Here is an 18,220-nt window from a genome sequence, read left to right on the forward strand (position 1 = left end):
GGTTCTTGAGACCCCAGTCATACTGGTGGCAGCCCTTGAGGAAGAAGCCTGGGGCCTCCTGGGGGACGTCGGTGAAGAATTCCTTTTCCTTCTTGTCTGCAGCGCTGGTTTGGATGTCGGCCATGGTGTGTGTTCAGTTTGGTTGAGCTTAAATCCTTAGCCACTCCCCGCTTGCCGTCCATGCACGGGCTCGCCAGATTTGTGTCGGATTTTGCAATGCCCATGCAGACGAACAAAAACATCCTGAGCCTCGTGCCCACCGGCTCCGCGCATCGCGTGCAGGGCCAGCGCACGGTGGCGCTGCCGGGGGTGACGGTGGACATCCTGACCACACGCAAGATCGAACTGCAGCAGTGGGAGCTGCGGCGGCTGAATGATCCCTACTGGCGCCTGTACTGGCCGGTGAGCCCGGGAGGGGTGGTGGAAATCGAGGGTGAGAAGACGCCGCTGGAGCCGGGCTTCATGTATCTGATTCCGCCACACACGACTTTCAGCACCACGACGACGCGGCCTTTCAGCAAGTGGTATGCGCATTTCAACCTGGGGCCGCTGGCGGACCGCGCGGCACCGGGCATCCACCGCTTTCGCACCACGACGCTGATGCAGAGCCTGATCCCGGGGCTGATCAAGCTGAGCAAGGAGAAGGTGGCGGCGAGGTTTCCCTGGCCCACGATCCAGCTGGTGATCGCCGCCGTGCAGTGCCTGCCGGACAGTGTCTGGGAAAAGCAGCATCTGGACGCGCGGGTGCTGCGGGCGATGGAGTTCATGCACCAGCACCTCGGCATCAAGCTGACCGCCGAGCAGGTGGCGCGGCACGCGGGGCTGAGCGTGCGGAATTTAAACCATCTCTTTCAGCAAGAGCTGCAGCAGGCGCCCATGCGAGTGCTTCTGGATTACCGGCTGGACGAGGCCTGCAGGCAGCTGAGGCACACGGAGAAGAGCATCGAATCCATCGCCGAAGAATGCGGGCTGACAAACCGCTACTACCTCAGCCGCATGCTGCGGCAGTACCGCAACACCTCGCCAGCGATGTACCGGGACGAGAGCTGGGGATGAGCCACGCTGCCGATGCTTGCTTCACCACCCAATCAGCCGTGTGATCGCCGCACGGAGGGCGGTTTCCAAGATCGCGGCTTCGGCATGGGTCACGGGTATGGTGACTTTCTTGACGCTCTTGGATGCGGCCTCCTGCCGTGACATGCTCATGAAGTAAGGTGCTTTCTGCGGATCATCGCGGAAGGTGAGCTCGAAGGCGCTGTTGGCCTTTTCAGACTGGTGGAAAAGCTTGGCCTGCTCCTGGCGGCCTTGGAGGGTGGCCAGCACCGTGCCGAGATCGGAGAGGCCCCATTTCATGGTGATCTTCTGCTCCCAGTCGAACTGCTTCTCCCCGCTCTGTGAGGCGGCGTCCACAAAGACGGCACCCTTGGCGCGGTTGAACTCGAAGCGGATCACGCCGCCGGCGCCGCGACCGTTGGGCTTGTAGATGGCGTATTCGGCGGACTGCTTGGTGGAGGCGCTCGGTTTCGAGGTCATGATGGCTGGAGGCTAGAATGCCACCCGGCTGGTGACAAGCTCCGATGCGGAATCCGACACAGCATTTGCTGAGATGTTTCTGCAAGACCGTTCGTTAACGGGGCGCATGTCCAACCTGTCTCTGTCGTTTATCTTCGCGTCTTTTTTGTGTCTGCCTCTTTTGGCGGCAGAGAAAACCGTGCCGCCAAACATCGTCGTCTTTATTTCGGACGATCACAGCATGCTGGATTCCGAGCCCTATGGAGCCACGGACATCCGCACGCCCAACATGGTGAAGCTGGCGGCGGAGGGGGTAAAGTTTACGCATGCGTTTGTGGCCTCTCCTGCCTGCGGCCCCAGCCGCACCACACTGTGCACGGGGCTGTGGCCAGCGCGGAATGGGGCGGAGCCGAACCACAAGGCGAAGATTCCTGGCGTGCCCTCGCTGCCACCGGTGCTGCATGCGCTGGGATATGAAGTGGCGGCGTTTGGCAAGGTAGCGCATGGGAACTACGGCAAGGACCATGGCTTTGATGTTCTCGGCGGGCAGCAGCAGGGCGATTCGGACACCGTGGAAGTGGCCAAGTTTCTCAACACTCGCGATGCCTCCAAGCCGCTGTGTTTATTCTTCGGCACGCGTCATCCGCATGTGCCCTGGGGTGAGAATGCGGGCTATGATGTGGCGGCGCTCAAGCTGCCCCCTAAACATGTGGATACTGCGGCGACGCGGGAGCAGCGGGCGCGATACTGCTCGGACATCACGCGTGCGGACACCCTGCTCGGCGAGCTGCGGGCGCTGGCCAAGGACAAGGTGCCCGGGGACACACTCTTCATCTACACCGCTGATCACGGCGGGCAGTGGCCGTTTGGGAAATGGAATCTGTACGATGCGGGCATCCGCATCCCCTTCATCGCAGCCTGGCCGGGGCATCTGCCACCGGCTTCCACGAATGATGCCATGATCGCCTGGCCGGATCTGCTGCCCACCTTCATCGAGCTCGGTGGCGGCACGGTGCCGGAGGGTATTGACGGCAAGTCGTTTGCAGGTGTGCTGCTGGGGAAAGTCACGACACACCGGGAGAAAATCTTCACCACGCACAGCGGGGATGGCGATTTCAATGTGTATCCCATCCGCAGTGTGCGCACGCGTGACTGGAAGTACATCCGCAACCTGCACCCCGAATTTCAGCACCACACGCATATCTCCCGCTCCAGCAAGGTGACCAGCGGCTTCAACTACTGGCAGAGCTGGCTCAGCGCCGCTGAGTCTAACACGGAAGCTGCGGCCAAGGTGAAGCGGTACTCAGTGCGGCCTGCGGAGGAGCTGTACGATCTGAAGAGTGATCCGAACGAGTTGCACAACCTCGCCGCAGAACCCGCGCAGGCGGAGCGCCTGCAGCAACTGCGTGAGGATGTGGACGCCTGGATGCAGCAGCAGGGAGACAAGCAGACCGTCTTTGGCAAACCGCTGCTGATTGGCGAACCGGTGACGATGGTCGATCCCGGCGCCGACAAAAAGAAGAAGTCCAAATGAAACCTTATCTCCATTCTCCTCTCATGAAAACCATCGCACTGCTTTTATCATCCCTTCTCCTTTCGGTATCGGCCTTCGCAGCCGAGAAGCAGCCTAACATTGTCTTCTTTTTGATCGATGACCTGGGCTATGCGGACTGCGGATTCAATGGCGGCAAGGAGATCCAGACACCGAACATCGACAAGCTGGCAGCCGGAGGTACCGTGCTGGAGTCGCTCTATGTGCAGCCGGTGTGCTCGCCCACACGTGCTGCGCTGATGACCGGCCGCTATGCCACGCACACGGGTGTGTACACCATCGTGCGTCCGCATGCCACGTGGGGTCTGCCGCTGACGGAACGCACGCTGGCGAATGCGCTGCACGATGCGGGCTACGCCACGTCGATCATCGGCAAATGGCATCTGGGTGAATTTGAGCCTGCCTACCTGCCCACCTCACGCGGTTTTGACCACCACTATGGGCACTACTTTGGCATGCTGGACTACTTTACCCACATGCGCGGCCCGGATCTGGACTGGTACCGCGACGGCCAGCAGATCAAAGAAGAGGGCTACACCACGCATCTCCTCGCACGCGAGGCCTGCCGCACCATCGCCGAAAAGGACAAGGCGAAGCCGCTGTTTCTCTACGTGCCGTTCAATGGAGTGCATGGCCCCCTGGAGGTGCCGGAGGAGTACTTAAAGCCTTATGGCGCTCTGACGGGCGGACGGCAAAAACTCGCGGGCATGCTGGCAGCGGTGGACGAGGCAATCGGGCAGATCGTGGCCGCTTTAGAAAAAAGCGGGGAGCGTGAAAACACGCTCATCATTTTCTCCACCGACAATGGCGGTCCGCCTCCTGGCAGCAACGGGCCGTTGCGCGCCTTCAAAGGCAGCATTTATGAGGGCGGTGTGCGCGGGTGCGCCTTTGCCAACTGGCCGGGGCATATTCCGGCTGGCAAGCGTATCAAAGAGCCCATGCATACTGTGGACTGGTATCCCACGCTGGTGAAACTGGCCGGTGGCTCCCTGGAACAGAAGACGCCGCTGGATGGCAAAGATGTCTGGCCCATGCTCACGCAGGGTGCGCCCTCGCCGCATGATGCGATCCTCTGCGTGCAGTCTCCCACCGTGGCCGCGCTGCGCATGGGCGACTGGAAGCTCGTCGTGAATGGCAGCGACGCCGACAGCGAAGAAGCGCCCGCAGAAGGCGCGAAAGCAAAGGGGAAGGGCAAAAAGGGCAAGGGGGGTGCGAAGAAGACAGCCAACACCGCAGACACTTTCGCCCTCTACAACCTCGCCAACGACATCGGCGAAAAGAACAATCTGGCCGCGCAGGAGCCCGAGCGTCTGGCCACGATGCGTGCCAAACTGGCCGAGTCCCTGAAAGACGCCGTGACACCGGGCCAGGTGGGCCACGAAGCTGCAGCGATGTTTGACCAGACCAAGAAAAAGAAAGCACCATGAAGCTCCGCATTCTCCTCGCTCTAGGCCTCGTCATTCTGGCTGAAGCAGCCAGTGCTGCCGTAAAGCCCAACATCATCGTCTTTTACACCGACGACCACGGCTATGCCGATCTCGGCATCCGCGGTGTGGAAAAGGATGTGAAAACGCCGCACATCGACGCGCTGGCGCGCAGCGGTGTCGTGGCCAAGCACGGCTACAGCACCGCGCCGCAGTGTGTGCCGTCACGTGGAGGACTGATGGTGGGGAAATTCCAAGGACGCTTCAATCTGGACAACAACAACTCTACGCTGGATGGCTTTAACAAGGAGACGACGATCGCCACGCGGCTGCAGCGGGCAGGGTATGTGACGGCGCAGTTTGGCAAATGGCACCTCGGCCCGCAGAGCGAGATCACGAAGCATGGGTTCAAGCATGTGTATTCGCAGCATGGGCAGCAGAAGTTTCCCGCCAACATCACGGTGGATGGTCAGGACCGGCCGATGAGCGAGATGAAGCCGGAGCTTTATCACGTCGATGGTTGTGCGAAGTCAGCGGCGGCAATCATTGAGCGCTACAAAGAGCAGCCGTTCTTTCTATATGTTGCCTTTCGTGCGCCGCACACGCCGCTGGATGCACCGCAGTCGTACAAGGACCGCTTTCCAGGCCCGATGCCGGAGCGCCGCCGTGCTGCGCTGGGCATGCTGGCTGCGGTGGACGATGGCGTGGGCCTGATCACGGACACGCTGAAGCAGCATGGACTGACTGAGAAGACGCTGATCTTCCTCATCGGCGACAACGGGGCGCCGTTGAAGATTCACAAGACCGACTCGCCGCTGGAAGGAGATGCGGGCGGCTGGGACGGCAGCCTGAACACGCCGCTGAATGGAGAAAAAGGCATGCTGAGCGAAGGCGGGATGCATGTGCCGTTTCTTATCGCATGGCCCGGCACGATTCCCGGCGGGCAGACGTATGAGCATGCGGTGAGCGCACTGGATGTCGCGGCCACCTCAGCGGCGCTGGCGGACGTTTCCGTCAAGCCGGGAGATCTGGATGGCGTGAATCTCATGCCGTATCTCAAAGGTGAAGACACGCGGCCACCGCATGTGGCGCTGATGTGGCGCTGGATGGCCCAAAGCGCCATTCGCGAGGGAAACTGGAAGCTGCTGCGCGGGGGCGAGCGCGAGTACCTTTACGATCTCTCCACCGACCTGGAAGAGAAACACAGCCTCGCCTCGCAGCATCCGGACATCGCAGCACGGCTGCGCGGCAAACTCACGGCTTGGTGTGGAGAGCTGAACCCGCCAGGCCTCGCACTCGGGCCTATGGCTGGGGTGTGGAATGCCTATTTTGACTTCTACCTCGAAGGAAAGCCTGCGCCGCAGCCTGAAGCCAAAGCCGAGCAGCCCGACACCAAGGCCACACGCGGCTGGCTGGCACGCGGAGGCAGCCTCATCAATAAGAATGGAGTGCTGGTGCTCACGCCAGACAAGGGTGGCAAGGGCACCTTCATCACCCGCAGCCAGATCAAGCTGGCCGCACCTGTGACAGCCAAAATCGTTTTCAAAACGGCTGCCGCCGGCCAGGGCGCCATCGCCTGGCGCATGGATGGAGACAAAGACTTTCTCCCTGCGAACCGCGTGCCGTTTGAAGTGAAAGCGGGCGATGAATGGCAGACGCAGGAGGTGGCAATCCCGGCGAAGGGGCGTGTCATCCATGTGCGTGTGCATCTGCCGCCTGGTCCTGCTGAGTTTCGCACCCTTGATCTTCTGCCTGCGTCACGATGAAAAAACTCTTGTTCTGCTTTCTGGCCCTTTGTCCGGCACTCCTCGCTGCTGCGAAACAGCCGAATGTCATCATCATTCTGGCCGATGATCTCGGCTGGAGTGACACGACGCTTTATGGCACAACGAAGTTTTACCAGACACCGAACGTGCAGCGGCTGGCACAGCGGGGCATGACCTTCACGCGGGCGTATTCCGCGAGTCCGCTGTGCTCGCCCACGCGCTCGGCTATTCTCACGGGGCTGAGCCCGGCCCGCACGGGCATCACCGTGCCGAACTGCCACATGCCGCAGGTGGTGCTGGAAGCGACGCTGCCGAAAAAATCTGCAGCGGACCAAAAGGCGATCCAGCCCACGCCGCCGACACGCCTGAAAACTGAATATCGCACGCTGGCGGAGACACTGCACGATGCGGGCTATGCGACGGGCCACTTTGGCAAATGGCATCTGGGCCCCGAACCCTACTCGCCGCTGCAGCAGGGCTTTGATGTGGATGTGCCGCACCATCCCGGACCCGGACCGGCGGGTAGCTACATGGCGCCGTGGAAGTTTGCCGATTTTGACGCGGACCCAGACGTGCCGGACCAGCACATCGAGGACCGCATGGCCAAGGAGGCCGTGGCCTTCATGGAGGAGCACAAGGACGGGCCGTTTTACCTGAACTACTGGATGTTCAGCGTGCATGCGCCGTTTGATGCGAAGAAGGCGCTGATCGAGAAACATCGTGCGCGTGTGAATCTCAAAGATCCGCAACACAGCCCGACGTATGCGGCGATGGTGGAGAGCATGGATGACGCCATCGGCACGCTGCTGGATGCGCTGGACCGGCTCAAGATCGCGGACAATACGATCATCATCTTCACCTCCGACAACGGGGGCAACATGTATGACAAGGTGGACGACACCACTCCCACCAGCAATGCGCCGCTGCGTGGGGGCAAGGCCTGCCTGTTTGAAGGTGGCACGCGCGTGCCGGGCGTGATCGTCTGGCCAGGTCTCGCCAAAGCGGGAGCACGCAGCGATGCGTTGATCCAGAGCGAGGACTACTACCCCACGCTGCTCGAAGCCCTCGCGATCCAGCCTGCGGCAGGGCAGATCTTTGACGGCCACAGCCTTGTGCCCGCGCTGAAAGGCGGCGATTTGCCAGGCAAGGCGGTCTTCCAGTACTTCCCGCATTCCTCTCCCAATGTGCCGGACTGGCTACCGCCCGGAGTGTCTGTGCATCGCGGCGAATGGAAGCTCATCCGCCTTTTTCACGGCGGGGAGAAAGGCGCGCACCGATACCTGCTTTTCAATCTGCACGATGACCCCGGCGAGAAGAGCAACCTTGCCGCACAGAAGCCCGAACTCGTGCAGGAGCTGGACACGTTGATCGAAGCGTTTCTGAAGGAAACCCATGCGGTGTTGCCGGTGCCGAATCCGGCCTTTGATCCGAAGCAGCATCATCCCGAGCTCGAAGGCAAGCCGCAGGCCAAGACAAAAGCCAAGGCACCTGCCAAAGATGACGGCGATCCCGCGCTGCAAGGCTGGAAGGCACGCGACTGCAAGGCCACGGTGAAGGACGGCATCGTGAGTGTGACCAACATCGGCTTTGAGTGCTTCTTCGGGTTCGCTGCTGGCAAGCACAGCGGGCCGACGACAGCGAAATTCCGCATCAAGGCCAAGGCGGGCACTTCGCATTTTGACTGGGTGCCAAACGGTGGCAAAGCGCAGCGCGTGCTCTTCACGCTGAAGGGAGGCGGCTGGGAGGAGATCAGCGTGCAGATTCCTGCTGCTGGACCGCTGGGCATCGTGCGGCTTTACCTGCCCATGCAGGAGCAGCGGATGGAGCTCGACTGGATCGAGCTTCGTTCGGAGGATGGCGGCAAGGTGACACGAACGGATTTTTGAAACACCTCCACCGGCAATGGCCGGCTTGCAAATGAGCGGGAAACGCGCAAGCCATCGACAGCATGAATTTCGCATCTCATCTGGACGCTCACGGGTTCGTCATCGTGCCGAATGTGCTCGATGCTTCAGCCCGCCATGCTCTGGCTGCCTTGCTGGGTGATGCGAACGGAGCGGGCTCCCGTGGCATGCTGCGCGTCCGCGAGGTGGCTGAGCTGGCGCAGTCATTGCTGGCAGATCTGGTGAGTCCATATCTTGCCTTCAACCCCGTCCCGGTTCGCGGCATCTACTTTGACAAACGCCCGGAAACCAACTGGCTCGTGGCCTGGCACCAGGACCTGACACTTGCGCTCAAAGAGCAGACGGAAATGACTGGCTTTGGGCCGTGGAGTGTCAAGGAAGGTGTGCCGCATGTGCAGCCACCCATGATGCTGCTAGAGCAGATGCTGGCCGTGCGGCTGCACCTGGACGATACAGATGCAGGCAACGGAGCCCTGCGAGTGCTGCCGGGTACGCATCGGCTGGGCAGATTGAGCGCGGAAGCGATACAGGGGTGTCGTGAAACGCGCGAAGAGGTGCTTTGCGAAGCCAAAGCCGGTGACGTGCTGCTGATGCGGCCGTTGCTGCTGCATGCGTCCTCGCGTTCCTCCAGCCCGAGGAGGCGCCGCGTGCTGCACATTGAATACGCAGGTTTCGAACTGCCGGCACCGCTGGAATGGCATGAGGCTCCTTGCCAAAGCTGCGACAGTCTGTGAACTGGTGCGGCAGAGCGATTGATTCCACTTTTATCAAACATCGTCCGCCATGGGTCTTGATAGCGTCGAGCTTGTTTTAGCCTTTGAGGAAACCTTCCAGATTTCGATCTCCGATCAGGAAGCTGAAAAGATGCGCACTCCGCGGGATGCCATTGAATGCATCGCCGCCAAACTGGATGCGAAAGCGCAAAGCGACACCGTTGTGCTTCGGGCCAAAGAAGAGACCGTCTGGGTGCAACTGACAAAAGCTCTGCGGGTTTTGGGCTTGGTTGACGGCGAAGTCAGCAGAATTCAGAAACTCGATGATGTGCTTGCTGATCGCAGCTCGCGCCGTCGGCAATGGAGCCAACTCAAACAAGAGATGGGGGTCAAAGCATGGCCGCGCCTGCGCTGGTTCGGACTCAGCACGGACTTTCCCGCCCAACTGAAAACACTCGGAGAGCTGTCTGACTGGACGTCTTATCATCTGTTGCAACGACTCACAGAGGACGAGTGCCATGCTTTGTCACGGGGTGACATTGCCTTGCTGATCAAACACATCGTTCTAGACCAGCTAGGCCTGCCGGAGGAAAAGTATGGCGAGAACAAGAGGTTCATAGAGGATCTGGGGTTGGATTAGATTATGCCGTGGGAAACGCTCCCTTGCGCGCGAGCCGATGGAGTGAATCATTCTCCTTTATGAAACGCCCCCTGCTGCTGCCGCTACTCCTTGCCCTCGCCAGTTGCACCACACCGCCCATCGGCGGGCCGCCAGACATCCCACCGCCGATGTCTTCCTGGGGCATGCCGCAGATCATCAATGTGTCGGCGTATGATCCGAAGGAGAAGCAGCGGCCGGGTCAGGGGTACTCGGAGCATGATGTGTCCGCGCTGCGAGCCAATGGGGCCAGCGCCTTGATCGCACGGGCGGGCAAGGGTGGCAATCTGGATGAGAAGTGTGCGCACTTCCTGGCGTCGGCGGATCGCAATGGGATGCTGCCCGGGATTTACTACCGGCTGCAAACGCATGTGGATGCGGTAAAACAGGCGGACCAGTTCTGTGCAAGGGCGCATTCCCTGGCACATGGCCGTGCGTGGAATGCGCCTGCGCTGCTGCTGTGCGCGGACTTTGACGCGAACTCGCGCATGTCGGACATCCTGCGCTTCATGGACCGGGTGGAGTCGCGCACGGGGGTGGTGCCGGTGGCGTATCTGGAGAACAGTACGCACCTGAAGCAGCTGCTGAGCAGCGCGGACCCGGCCACGAAAGCCAAGCTGCGCCGCATGCCGTACTGGCTGGCGCTGTATGCCCACGACAGCGGCGCGGGGCCGGTGTATCCCGCGCCAGGCAGTCCGCACGGGCTGCTGCATCAGTATCAGGTGTGGTCAGACTGGGCCCTGTGGCAGTATGGGGGTGTGGACTGGTCTCATGGCCGCTCGCAGCCGAAGGTGTACAACCATGGCATGAACCGCAACAGCCTTTACTTTGGCAACCTCGACCGGCCGGTGGAGCGCAATGTTTTCAACGGCTCGCATGCGGCCATGCAGTCCTTCTGGGAGCAGCATGGGCTGAGGCTGCGCTGATCCGCTCAGCGCAGCGTCGCCGCGACCTGCTTCAGGGCCTCCACCAGCGCGCGGGTGGCGGCGGAGGCGCGGCCTTTTTGCCAGAGCACGATGCAGTCCCAGCGAGCGCTGTCATCACTGACAGGAACAAAGGTGATGCCGGGGTGCTGGAGTTTTTCAAAATAACCGGGCAGCAGGGTGACTGCGGATTCTGAGACGACCTGCGAAAGCACATTGGAGATGCCGTCCACAATCACGGCAAAGCGCGGCTTGAATCCGGCGGCTTTGCACATGGAAGCGACCCAGCGATTGCGCCCGGGCACCTGCTCCTCGTCCACGCCGATGAAGTCGCGGCCCTTCAGCTCTTTCAGCGTCACGCTTTTGCGAGTGGAGAGGGCATCATCATCCGCCACGGCCACGCAGACATGCAGGGAACAAAGCCTGGCACTGTGAAACTCACGTGCCGCCAGCTGGCCCTCCTGGCCGATGAGCGCAAGATCCAGCTCTCCGGCGCGCAGGGCGTCGATCTGCTCACGCGGTGAGAGGTCCTGCAGTTTGAGCTTCACGTGCGGCTGGACTTTGCGGAGCTTTGCCAAAGCTGGAGTGAGGATGCTCTGAGCGGCCGAGCCCAAATACCCTACGCGCAGCTCGGAGCGCTCACCGCGCGCCTGGCGGCGCAGATCGGCGAGAGCAGCCTCATAATTTTCGACGAGAGGGCGCATGGACTTGACCAAGGCATGGCCAAGGCCCGTGGGCTTTACGCCGCTGGTCTCGCGCTCCAGCAACTTGCCGCCGAGTTCATTTTCGAGAGCCTGCATCTGCCGGCTCAGCGCGGGCTGGGTGATGCGCAGACGCACCGCAGCGCGGTTGACGCTGCCTTCGTCAATCACGGTGAGCAGGGCTTTGATGCGGTCCATCATATCACCAAGGTTATGCGCTTCCGGCATAACGGCAACAAGGAACCGGCATTACCCGCAGGCTGAAAGGCAGAGCAGCATACGCCTGCTCCAGAGAGAGCATTCAAACCCAAACACACCATCCCATGAAAATCGCAATCATCATCACCTCCGATCCTAAAAACGGCGAAGAAGCCCTTGGCCGCGCCTTCAATGGCCTCGCCCTCGCTGCGGAAGCGCAGGAAAAGAGCGACGAAGTCAGTGTCGTATTCGCCGGAACAGGCGTCCGCTGGCCTGCTGAATTCTCGAAGCCCACGCATCCGGCGCATGGTCTCTACAATGCTGTGCGCCCGGCCATCGCCGGCGCCTCCTGCGGCTGCTCCAACGTCTTTGGTGCGACGAAGGAAGTCGAAGCCTGCGGGCTGCCTGAGATCAAAGATTTCGCGCTGGCCGGCACTCCCGGCTTTGCGAGCATCCGCCGTTATCTGGCTGAAGGCTGGCAGACGCTCGTGTTCTGAAATTTCATCATGTCTTCACTTCACTGAAACATCCCATGAACGCACCGAACCTTACTCAACGCGCCCCGCGCAGCCCGCGCGTGCGCCTCGGCGGGTACACCATCCTGCCGCGCATGCTGGACAAAGCGCGCGCCACGCTCGCCGGCACCAACGGAGAGTATGTCTATGACACTCCCAATGACGGCCACTTCTTCCGTTTCACCGGCATTCAGCCCGAAGCGCTGCTGGAGCAGGTGAAAAGGGGAGCGGGCGACTGGGAGGTGCTGGCGTGGGTGCGTGAAAAAGCGCCGCTGCAGCGCACGCCACTTGAGATCAATCAGTGGTCCGACTGGACTGAAACCGTGTCTTTCAACGATGTGGAGATGCGCGAATGGTTCACGGAACAGATCAAACGCCTCAATCCGGCGCGCGAAGATCTGCGCGGAACCTTTGACTACCTTGATCTCGACGATTTTGTCAGCTTCGGCGGCGTCGCCTAAACAACCACCTCTCACTCCACCTCGAATATGGCCGACCGATACATGCACACCGTGCTCACGCCTGCCGTGTTCGAGGCGGAGCGACATTACTACGGGCGGACGCACCCCGCCTTTGAATCCACGCCTGAGCGTGACGTGTTCACGGCTGCAGAAGCGGAGTTCATCTCGCAGCGCGACTCGTTTTACATGGCCACCATCACGGAAAACGGCTGGCCGTATTTGCAGCATCGCGGCGGGGCCAAAGGCTTTCTGCGTGTCACCGGGCCGAACGAGCTCATGTTTGCAGACCATGGCGGCAACCGCCAGATGATCAGCGTGGGGAGCCTTGCGGCGAATGACCGCGTGAGCCTTTTCCTCATGGATTATCCAGCGCGTGAAAGGCTGAAGATCATCGGTCATGCGAAGGTGCTGGATGCGCGGGAACATTCCGAGCTGGTGGAAAAGACCGCGCCACCCGGAGGTCATGCCGCGAGAGTGGAGCGCATCTTTGTCATCGACGTTTTATCCTACGACTGGAACTGCCCCAAATTCATCACACCCCGTTTCACTGCCGCCGAAGTACAAGAAGCCGTCGCTCCACTGAAAGCGCGCATTGCCGAACTCGAATCCCAACTCAAACTGCAAACACCATGAACCCACGCCCACCCCTGCCACCATTCACTGAAGAATCGGCCATCAAGAAAGTCCAGGCCGCGGAAGACGCCTGGAACAGCCGCGATCCCGAGCGCGTCTCGCTGGCCTACACACCCGACACCGAGTGGCGCAACCGCGATGTGTTTCTCAATGGCCGTGCCGAAGTCGTCGAGTTTCTGAAAAAGAAGTGGGAAAAGGAGCAGGACTACCGGCTCAAGAAAACGCTCTGGGCCTTCACAGGAAACCGCATCGCGGTGCGTTTTGAATACGAGTGGCATGACGCGGCTGGTCAGTGGTGGCGCAGTCATGGCAACGAGAACTGGGAGTTTGATGAAAACGGCTACATGGCCAGACGCTATGCCAGCATCAACGATCAACCGATCCGTGAGGAGGAGCGTAAGTTCCGCTGGGAACGGGCGTGAAGCAACGCCGCCTGATTTCATCGCATGAAACCTGTCATTCTCATCACTGGAGCCACGCGTGGCATTGGCCTTGCTGCCGCGAAGCAAATGGCCGCACGTGGTGCGCAGGTCATCATCAGCAGTCGTGATGGCGCACGTGCTGCGGCGGCGGCTGAAAAAATCGGCGAAGGAGCTGTGGGCGTGGCGGCGGACATTACGGATCAGAACAGCGTGGATGCTGCAGTGAGGCAGACCACGCAGCAATTTGGACGGCTGGATGTGCTGGCGAACAACTCGGCCATCCTGCTGGACCACTACCAGAACCTGCTGGAGCTGAAGCCCGAGGCGCTGCTAGAGACGCTGAACACGAATGTCGTGGGCACACTGCGCGTGAGTCAGGCTTTTGCGCCACTGCTGGCCAAATCGAGCGCGCCACGGATCATCAATGTCTCCAGCGGGGCCGGGCAGCTCGATGGCGAGCCGCAGGCCTGGGCGCCGGCTTACTGCATCAGCAAGACTGCTCTAAACATGCTGACGCAGCAGCTCACCGCCGCACTGCCGCAGGTGATGGTGAACAGCATGTGCCCAGGCTGGTGCCGCACGGAAATGGGCGGCAGCGAAGCACCGCGCAGCCCCGAGGAGGGTGCTGACACGCTGACCTGGCTGGCGCTGGACGCTCCGCATTCCCTGCGGGGGAAGTTCGTCAAAGATCGGGTGGTGATTCCCTGGTAGACTGGAAATTTTGGTCCTGCGGCTACGTTCAAGGGGCCATGCCACGAACGCTTTTCCTCTGCAGCATCCTTTCCTCTTGGCTGGCTCCGCTGCATGCCGCCGACCTGGCGGGAGTTCAGGGGCCAGTGGGCACCCTGGCTGGGGCCAAGCTGGTGCACCGGCTGGAGATCACCAAGCCGGGAGTGTATGAAAACTACCGCGTGGATGCCCAGGGTGCGGGCGGCAACATTGTGAAGATCACCGCGGACGATGTGACGCTGCGCAACTGCGAGATCTTCAATGGCACGGGCAATGGCATTGGTGTGTTTGGCACGCATGTGGTGATCGAGAACTGCCGCATCCATCACCTGCTCAACGGCACCTTTGAAAAACAAACGGACGCACATGGCATCACCGGTCGCTGGGGCGATGTGACCATCCGCAACTGCGACATCTCCCACATCACGGGCGACTGCATTCAGTTTGATCCTGACCGCAAACAGCGCGGCAGCCTCACGATCGAAAAATGCCACCTGTGGACCAGCCCGCTGGCGGAAGACGCACCTGGGTTCAAAGCGGGGCAGAGCCCGGGGGAAAACGCGTTTGATTCCAAGACTCCGCCGGATGGCGAGCGCTGCAAGCTCATCATCCGCCAGTGCTACATGCATGGCTGGAACCAGCCCAGCCAGATCAGCACACGGGCGGCGCTGAATTTGAAGGAGCACATTGAGGCGCTGATCTCCCACTGCGTCTTTGATGACAATGAGGTGGCCATCCGTGCACGCGGCCCGGGCGGTCGCGGAGATGCACGTGTGACGGTGGAGGACTGCGCCATCTACCGCACACGCGTCGGAGTGCGGGCGGAGGACAAAATTGAAAACCTGAAACTCGTCCGCATGGCTTATGGACCGGAGGTGACATCACGCGAAGAACGGCATGGCGGCAAAGAGCTGCCCGGTTATGAAAACACAGGCGAGCATGAGGCGCCGCCGCTGGAGAGCCTGATCATCAAACCCCGGTGAAAGACGAGCTCTGAGTCCGCATGTCAGGAAAGACTTTGCCGCACCGACGTTTCAGAATTGAAGGAGTGCCGTGCATGATCGTGCCATTCGCCACGTATCTGCGCACAATCCCATGAAGACTCTGCTGCTCGCACTTCTGTCCCTTGCGTTTTCCATGCCGTGTCATGCAGCCGGGAGACCGAACATCGTCGTCATCCTGGCTGATGATCTCGGCTATGGTGACCTGGGCTGCTATGGCCATGTGAAAATCAAGACGCCGAATCTGGACCGCATGGCGGCGGAGGGCGCGCGCTTGACGCAATTCAACTGCCCGGCACCCTTTTGCGCACCTACACGTGCTGCGCTGATGACGGGGCGCTATCCTTTCCGCTGTGGCATGACGCAGAACCCTGCACCGGATGGCGGCCCGGAGGCAGATGCGCTGCATCTGCCCGAGAAAGAGACCACGCTGGCGCAGGTGCTGAAGGCCGCAGGCTATGCCACGGCCATGGTGGGCAAGTGGCACCTGGGGCACAAGGCAGGCTTTCTGCCCACGGATCGCGGCTTTGATGAGTATTACGGCATACCCTACTCCAACGACATGAGGCCGGTGCAGGTGCTGGAGGGCACGCAGGTCATTGAATATCCTGTGGTGCAGGCAACGCTGACGCGGCGCTACACGGAGCGCGCACTGGGCTTCATCGAGCGGAGCAAGGACCAGCCTTTCCTGCTCTACCTGGCGGAGGCCATGCCGCACAAGCCGCTGGCGGCCTCAGAGGCGTTTTATAAGAAAAGCGAGGCGGGGCTCTATGGCGATGCGGTGGAGGAGCTGGACTGGAGCGTGGGCCAGGTGCTGGCGAAGCTGAAGGAGCTGGGGCTGGATGAGAACACGCTGGTGCTTTTCACCAGTGACAATGGCGCATGGTTTGGCGGAAGCAGCGGCGGACTGCGCGGCATGAAGTCGGCGCAATGGGAAGGCGGCTACCGTGTGCCCATGATCGCCCGCTGGCCGGGGCAGATCCCCGCCGGGCAGGTGAGAGATCAGCTCGCGATCACGATGGATCTCTTTGCGACCGTGCTGGATGTGACCGGCGCCAAGATGCCGGATGACCGTGCGCTGGATGGCCGCAGCCTCATGCCGGTGCTGAAGAGTGCTGAGGCGAAGCCGCCGCATGAATACATCTTCGGTCATCTCAACTCGAAGCTGGGCAATGTCCGCGATGTGCGCTGGAAGCTGCATGTGCTGCCTGCCACGCAGATCAAGCTGAAGCCCGGGGCGGATGGCAAATGGCTGGACCCGCGCGCGCCGGATGGCGTCACCATCCTTGCGCCCTACGAGCAGTACAATCTGGACGCCTTCCCGGGGCTGAACACGGGCGATGCGGCGGCCAAGATGCAGCTCTTTGACCTGCAGAACGACCCCGGCGAGCAGCACGATGTGGCCGCCAAGCATCCTGAGGAGGTGAAGCGCCTCATGGCTGTTTACGAACAGATGAACAAGGACGTGCCCGTGATTCACGAAGTGAAGCGACCGCCTTACAAAAAGTAGCCTGTATCTCGCCTCCTGACTGCATTGCTTGAAAGAGCACCGCCGCGCCTGCGTCCTCACAGTTCCGACCATGAAACTCGCCCTGACCTTTTTCTTTGCCCTGGCCCTGCACGCAGTGGCCGACCTCGCCGGCAGCAAGCCGAACATCATCCTCGTCATGTCGGACGACCAAGGCTACGCGCAGATGGGATGTGTGGGCCACCCGTGGCTCAAGACGCCGAATCTCGACGCGCTGCATGCGAAAAGCCTGCGCTTCACCCGCTTTCTCGTGAGTCCGACATGCTCGCCCACGCGCAGCGCCATCATGACGGGGCGGCACGATCTCAAAAACGGCATCACGCACACCATTCTGGAGCGCGAGCGCATGACGCTGAACGCCACCATCCTGCCGCAGGTGCTCAAGACCAAGGGCTACACCTCGGGCATTTTTGGCAAATGGCATCTGGGAGATGAAGAAGCGTATCAGCCGCACAAGCGCGGCTTTGACGAAGCCTTCATCCACGGCGCGGGCGGCATTGGCCAGGCCTACGACTGCTCCTGCGCGGATGCGCCAAACAACAAGTACATGGACCCTGTGATCCGTCACAACGGCAGCTTTGTGAAGACTCACGGCTTCTGCACCGATGTCTTCTTCACCGCCGCGCTCGGCTGGATCAAGCAGCAGAAGGACAGCGGGAAACCTTTCTTCACCTACATCGCCACCAATGCGCCGCACGGTCCCTACATTGCACCGGAAAAGAATGCGAAGCGCTTCACCGATCTCGGCTTTGGCAAAGACCAGGCCGGATTCTACGGCATGGTCGAGAACCTCGATGAGAACATGGGGCGTCTGGCGGAGAAGCTGAAGGAGTGGGACCTTTATAAAAACACGGTGGTCATCTTCATGTCTGACAACGGCACCACCGGCGGTGGCCCCGGCGTTCCCGGCAAGGACATCGTGCCGGGCTATCCTTTCTTCAATGGCGACCAGGTCGGGCTCAAAGGCTCCACGGATGAAGGCGGCGTGCGTGTGCCCTTCTTCATCCGCTGGGACGGGCATATCCATCCAGGCCGCGACATCAAGACCATCGCGGCACACATCGACCTGCTGCCCACCTTTGCCGCCATGGCAGGAGCCGAGCTGCCCAAGAACCAGGTGGAGGGCCGCAGCCTGCTACCGCTGATCGAAGACAAGGCCGGGAACTGGGAGGACCGCTACCTCTTCAGCCATGTGGCGCGCTGGCCCACAGGCGTGGAGCCGGACACGCAGGAATTTCTCAACTACGGCGTGCGCAACCAGCGCTTCCGCTACGTGGGGCCACGGGCTGCAGGCGGGAATCCCAAAAAGAAAAAGCAGGCCGCCGGTGCTGCGGCGCAGCCTTCCAAGGGCGCACTCTACGATCTTGAGGCTGATCCTTATCAGAAGACAGATGTGAGCGGCGACTACCCTGAAGTGGTGCAGAAGATGAACGCCGCGTACGAGGCCTTCTGGAAGGAGGCACGGCCGCTCATGGTGAATGAAAGCGCGCCCATGTCTCCCACCAAGCCTTTCTGGGAGCTGTACGAGAAGCAGGAGAAGGCCGGCGGCATCCCCGACTGGACGCCGCCTTCGCTTTGAT

The 18,220-nt window shown here is 61.0% G+C and carries 18 protein-coding genes; 16 read left to right on the forward strand and 2 right to left on the reverse strand.

The features are described from left to right. Positions 1-222: 222 nt before the first annotated feature. Entirely contained in the window at positions 223-1,056 is an 834-nt protein-coding gene (locus ACFQDI_RS23025; protein ID WP_377171428.1) for an AraC family transcriptional regulator, read from the forward strand. Positions 1,057-1,077: 21 nt separating this feature from the next. On the opposite strand, the gene ACFQDI_RS23030 is transcribed toward ACFQDI_RS23025, so the two are convergent. Beyond that, positions 1,078-1,533 carry a hypothetical protein gene (locus ACFQDI_RS23030; RefSeq protein WP_377171430.1) on the reverse strand — a complete coding sequence of 152 codons (456 nt, stop codon included), beginning with the start codon at positions 1,531-1,533 and terminating at the stop codon, positions 1,078-1,080. 106 nt (positions 1,534-1,639) lie between these two features. Here ACFQDI_RS23030 and ACFQDI_RS23035 point away from each other — a divergent pair, with 106 nt between their 5' ends. From ACFQDI_RS23035 to ACFQDI_RS23065, 7 genes are all read left to right on the forward strand, one after another. Further along, positions 1,640-3,046, forward strand: a complete 1,407-nt coding sequence (locus tag ACFQDI_RS23035) for a sulfatase family protein (RefSeq protein WP_377171432.1) — start codon at positions 1,640-1,642, stop codon at positions 3,044-3,046. A 23-nt stretch (positions 3,047-3,069) separates the two neighbouring features. Next, the gene (locus tag ACFQDI_RS23040; protein ID WP_377171434.1) at positions 3,070-4,491 is read left to right on the forward strand and encodes an arylsulfatase B; all 1,422 of its coding nucleotides are present in this window, start codon (positions 3,070-3,072) and stop codon (positions 4,489-4,491) included. Continuing rightward, positions 4,488-6,254, forward strand: a complete 1,767-nt coding sequence (locus tag ACFQDI_RS23045; protein WP_377171436.1) for a sulfatase family protein — start codon at positions 4,488-4,490, stop codon at positions 6,252-6,254. The genes ACFQDI_RS23040 and ACFQDI_RS23045 overlap by 4 nt, the downstream gene beginning before the upstream one ends. Then, positions 6,251-8,140, forward strand: a complete 1,890-nt coding sequence (locus ACFQDI_RS23050; RefSeq protein WP_377171438.1) for a sulfatase — start codon at positions 6,251-6,253, stop codon at positions 8,138-8,140. The genes ACFQDI_RS23045 and ACFQDI_RS23050 overlap by 4 nt, the downstream gene beginning before the upstream one ends. Positions 8,141-8,202: 62 nt before the next feature. Beyond that, entirely contained in the window at positions 8,203-8,892 is a 690-nt protein-coding gene (locus ACFQDI_RS23055) for a phytanoyl-CoA dioxygenase family protein (protein ID WP_377171440.1), read from the forward strand. A gap of 49 nt (positions 8,893-8,941) precedes the next feature. Beyond that, positions 8,942-9,511: an acyl carrier protein gene (locus ACFQDI_RS23060; RefSeq protein WP_377171442.1), complete on the forward strand. Its 570-nt coding sequence runs from the start codon at positions 8,942-8,944 to the stop codon at positions 9,509-9,511. A gap of 59 nt (positions 9,512-9,570) precedes the next feature. Next, on the forward strand, positions 9,571-10,455 hold the full coding sequence (locus tag ACFQDI_RS23065) for a GH25 family lysozyme (RefSeq protein ID WP_377171444.1): 885 nt from the start codon (positions 9,571-9,573) through the stop codon (positions 10,453-10,455). Positions 10,456-10,460: 5 nt separating this feature from the next. On the opposite strand, the gene ACFQDI_RS23070 is transcribed toward ACFQDI_RS23065, so the two are convergent. Beyond that, complete coding sequence (locus ACFQDI_RS23070; protein WP_377171446.1) at positions 10,461-11,354, reverse strand: LysR family transcriptional regulator; 894 nt, start codon at positions 11,352-11,354, stop codon at positions 10,461-10,463. Between the two features lie 122 nt (positions 11,355-11,476). On the opposite strand from ACFQDI_RS23070, the gene ACFQDI_RS23075 reads away from it, so the two are divergent. The 8 genes from ACFQDI_RS23075 to ACFQDI_RS23110 all read left to right on the forward strand — a co-directional run bounded on the left by ACFQDI_RS23075 (position 11,477) and on the right by ACFQDI_RS23110 (position 18,219). Then, the gene (locus ACFQDI_RS23075) at positions 11,477-11,848 is read left to right on the forward strand and encodes a DsrE family protein (RefSeq protein WP_377171448.1); all 372 of its coding nucleotides are present in this window, start codon (positions 11,477-11,479) and stop codon (positions 11,846-11,848) included. A 35-nt stretch (positions 11,849-11,883) separates the two neighbouring features. Then, positions 11,884-12,327, forward strand: coding sequence for a DUF5069 domain-containing protein (locus ACFQDI_RS23080; RefSeq protein ID WP_377171450.1), 444 nt, complete (start codon positions 11,884-11,886; stop codon positions 12,325-12,327). A gap of 27 nt (positions 12,328-12,354) precedes the next feature. Further along, complete coding sequence (locus tag ACFQDI_RS23085; RefSeq protein WP_377171452.1) at positions 12,355-12,960, forward strand: pyridoxamine 5'-phosphate oxidase family protein; 606 nt, start codon at positions 12,355-12,357, stop codon at positions 12,958-12,960. Continuing rightward, a complete protein-coding gene (locus ACFQDI_RS23090; RefSeq protein ID WP_377171454.1) occupies positions 12,957-13,382 on the forward strand; it encodes a nuclear transport factor 2 family protein in 426 nt (141 codons plus the stop codon). Before ACFQDI_RS23085 ends, ACFQDI_RS23090 begins: the two co-directional genes overlap by 4 nt. Positions 13,383-13,406: 24 nt before the next feature. Next, a complete protein-coding gene (locus tag ACFQDI_RS23095) occupies positions 13,407-14,093 on the forward strand; it encodes an SDR family NAD(P)-dependent oxidoreductase (RefSeq protein WP_377171456.1) in 687 nt (228 codons plus the stop codon). Positions 14,094-14,131: 38 nt separating this feature from the next. Beyond that, complete coding sequence (locus tag ACFQDI_RS23100) at positions 14,132-15,094, forward strand: right-handed parallel beta-helix repeat-containing protein (protein WP_377171458.1); 963 nt, start codon at positions 14,132-14,134, stop codon at positions 15,092-15,094. 112 nt (positions 15,095-15,206) lie between these two features. After that, on the forward strand, positions 15,207-16,622 hold the full coding sequence (locus tag ACFQDI_RS23105) for a sulfatase family protein (protein WP_377171460.1): 1,416 nt from the start codon (positions 15,207-15,209) through the stop codon (positions 16,620-16,622). Positions 16,623-16,692: 70 nt separating this feature from the next. Continuing rightward, entirely contained in the window at positions 16,693-18,219 is a 1,527-nt protein-coding gene (locus ACFQDI_RS23110; RefSeq protein ID WP_377171462.1) for an arylsulfatase, read from the forward strand. Position 18,220 lies beyond the last annotated feature (1 nt).

The sequence above is a fragment of the Prosthecobacter fluviatilis genome (genome assembly GCF_042655725.1).
Taxonomy (GTDB): domain Bacteria; phylum Verrucomicrobiota; class Verrucomicrobiia; order Verrucomicrobiales; family Verrucomicrobiaceae; genus Prosthecobacter; species Prosthecobacter fluviatilis.

What these genes read in the sequence shown, in the direction of transcription:
- ACFQDI_RS23030 (WP_377171430.1), bottom strand. Translation starts at nt 1,533, where the DNA reads ATGACCTCGAAACCGAGCGCCTCCACCAAGCAGTCCGCCGAATACGCC.
- ACFQDI_RS23025 (WP_377171428.1), top strand. Translation starts at nt 223, where the DNA reads ATGCAGACGAACAAAAACATCCTGAGCCTCGTGCCCACCGGCTCCGCG.
- ACFQDI_RS23060 (WP_377171442.1), top strand. Translation starts at nt 8,942, where the DNA reads ATGGGTCTTGATAGCGTCGAGCTTGTTTTAGCCTTTGAGGAAACCTTC.
- ACFQDI_RS23080 (WP_377171450.1), top strand. Translation starts at nt 11,884, where the DNA reads ATGAACGCACCGAACCTTACTCAACGCGCCCCGCGCAGCCCGCGCGTG.
- ACFQDI_RS23070 (WP_377171446.1), bottom strand. Translation starts at nt 11,354, where the DNA reads ATGATGGACCGCATCAAAGCCCTGCTCACCGTGATTGACGAAGGCAGC.
- ACFQDI_RS23040 (WP_377171434.1), top strand. Translation starts at nt 3,070, where the DNA reads ATGAAAACCATCGCACTGCTTTTATCATCCCTTCTCCTTTCGGTATCG.
- ACFQDI_RS23045 (WP_377171436.1), top strand. Translation starts at nt 4,488, where the DNA reads ATGAAGCTCCGCATTCTCCTCGCTCTAGGCCTCGTCATTCTGGCTGAA.
- ACFQDI_RS23100 (WP_377171458.1), top strand. Translation starts at nt 14,132, where the DNA reads ATGCCACGAACGCTTTTCCTCTGCAGCATCCTTTCCTCTTGGCTGGCT.
- ACFQDI_RS23035 (WP_377171432.1), top strand. Translation starts at nt 1,640, where the DNA reads ATGTCCAACCTGTCTCTGTCGTTTATCTTCGCGTCTTTTTTGTGTCTG.
- ACFQDI_RS23110 (WP_377171462.1), top strand. Translation starts at nt 16,693, where the DNA reads ATGAAACTCGCCCTGACCTTTTTCTTTGCCCTGGCCCTGCACGCAGTG.
- ACFQDI_RS23065 (WP_377171444.1), top strand. Translation starts at nt 9,571, where the DNA reads ATGAAACGCCCCCTGCTGCTGCCGCTACTCCTTGCCCTCGCCAGTTGC.
- ACFQDI_RS23075 (WP_377171448.1), top strand. Translation starts at nt 11,477, where the DNA reads ATGAAAATCGCAATCATCATCACCTCCGATCCTAAAAACGGCGAAGAA.
- ACFQDI_RS23085 (WP_377171452.1), top strand. Translation starts at nt 12,355, where the DNA reads ATGGCCGACCGATACATGCACACCGTGCTCACGCCTGCCGTGTTCGAG.
- ACFQDI_RS23105 (WP_377171460.1), top strand. Translation starts at nt 15,207, where the DNA reads ATGAAGACTCTGCTGCTCGCACTTCTGTCCCTTGCGTTTTCCATGCCG.
- ACFQDI_RS23090 (WP_377171454.1), top strand. Translation starts at nt 12,957, where the DNA reads ATGAACCCACGCCCACCCCTGCCACCATTCACTGAAGAATCGGCCATC.
- ACFQDI_RS23055 (WP_377171440.1), top strand. Translation starts at nt 8,203, where the DNA reads ATGAATTTCGCATCTCATCTGGACGCTCACGGGTTCGTCATCGTGCCG.
- ACFQDI_RS23095 (WP_377171456.1), top strand. Translation starts at nt 13,407, where the DNA reads ATGAAACCTGTCATTCTCATCACTGGAGCCACGCGTGGCATTGGCCTT.
- ACFQDI_RS23050 (WP_377171438.1), top strand. Translation starts at nt 6,251, where the DNA reads ATGAAAAAACTCTTGTTCTGCTTTCTGGCCCTTTGTCCGGCACTCCTC.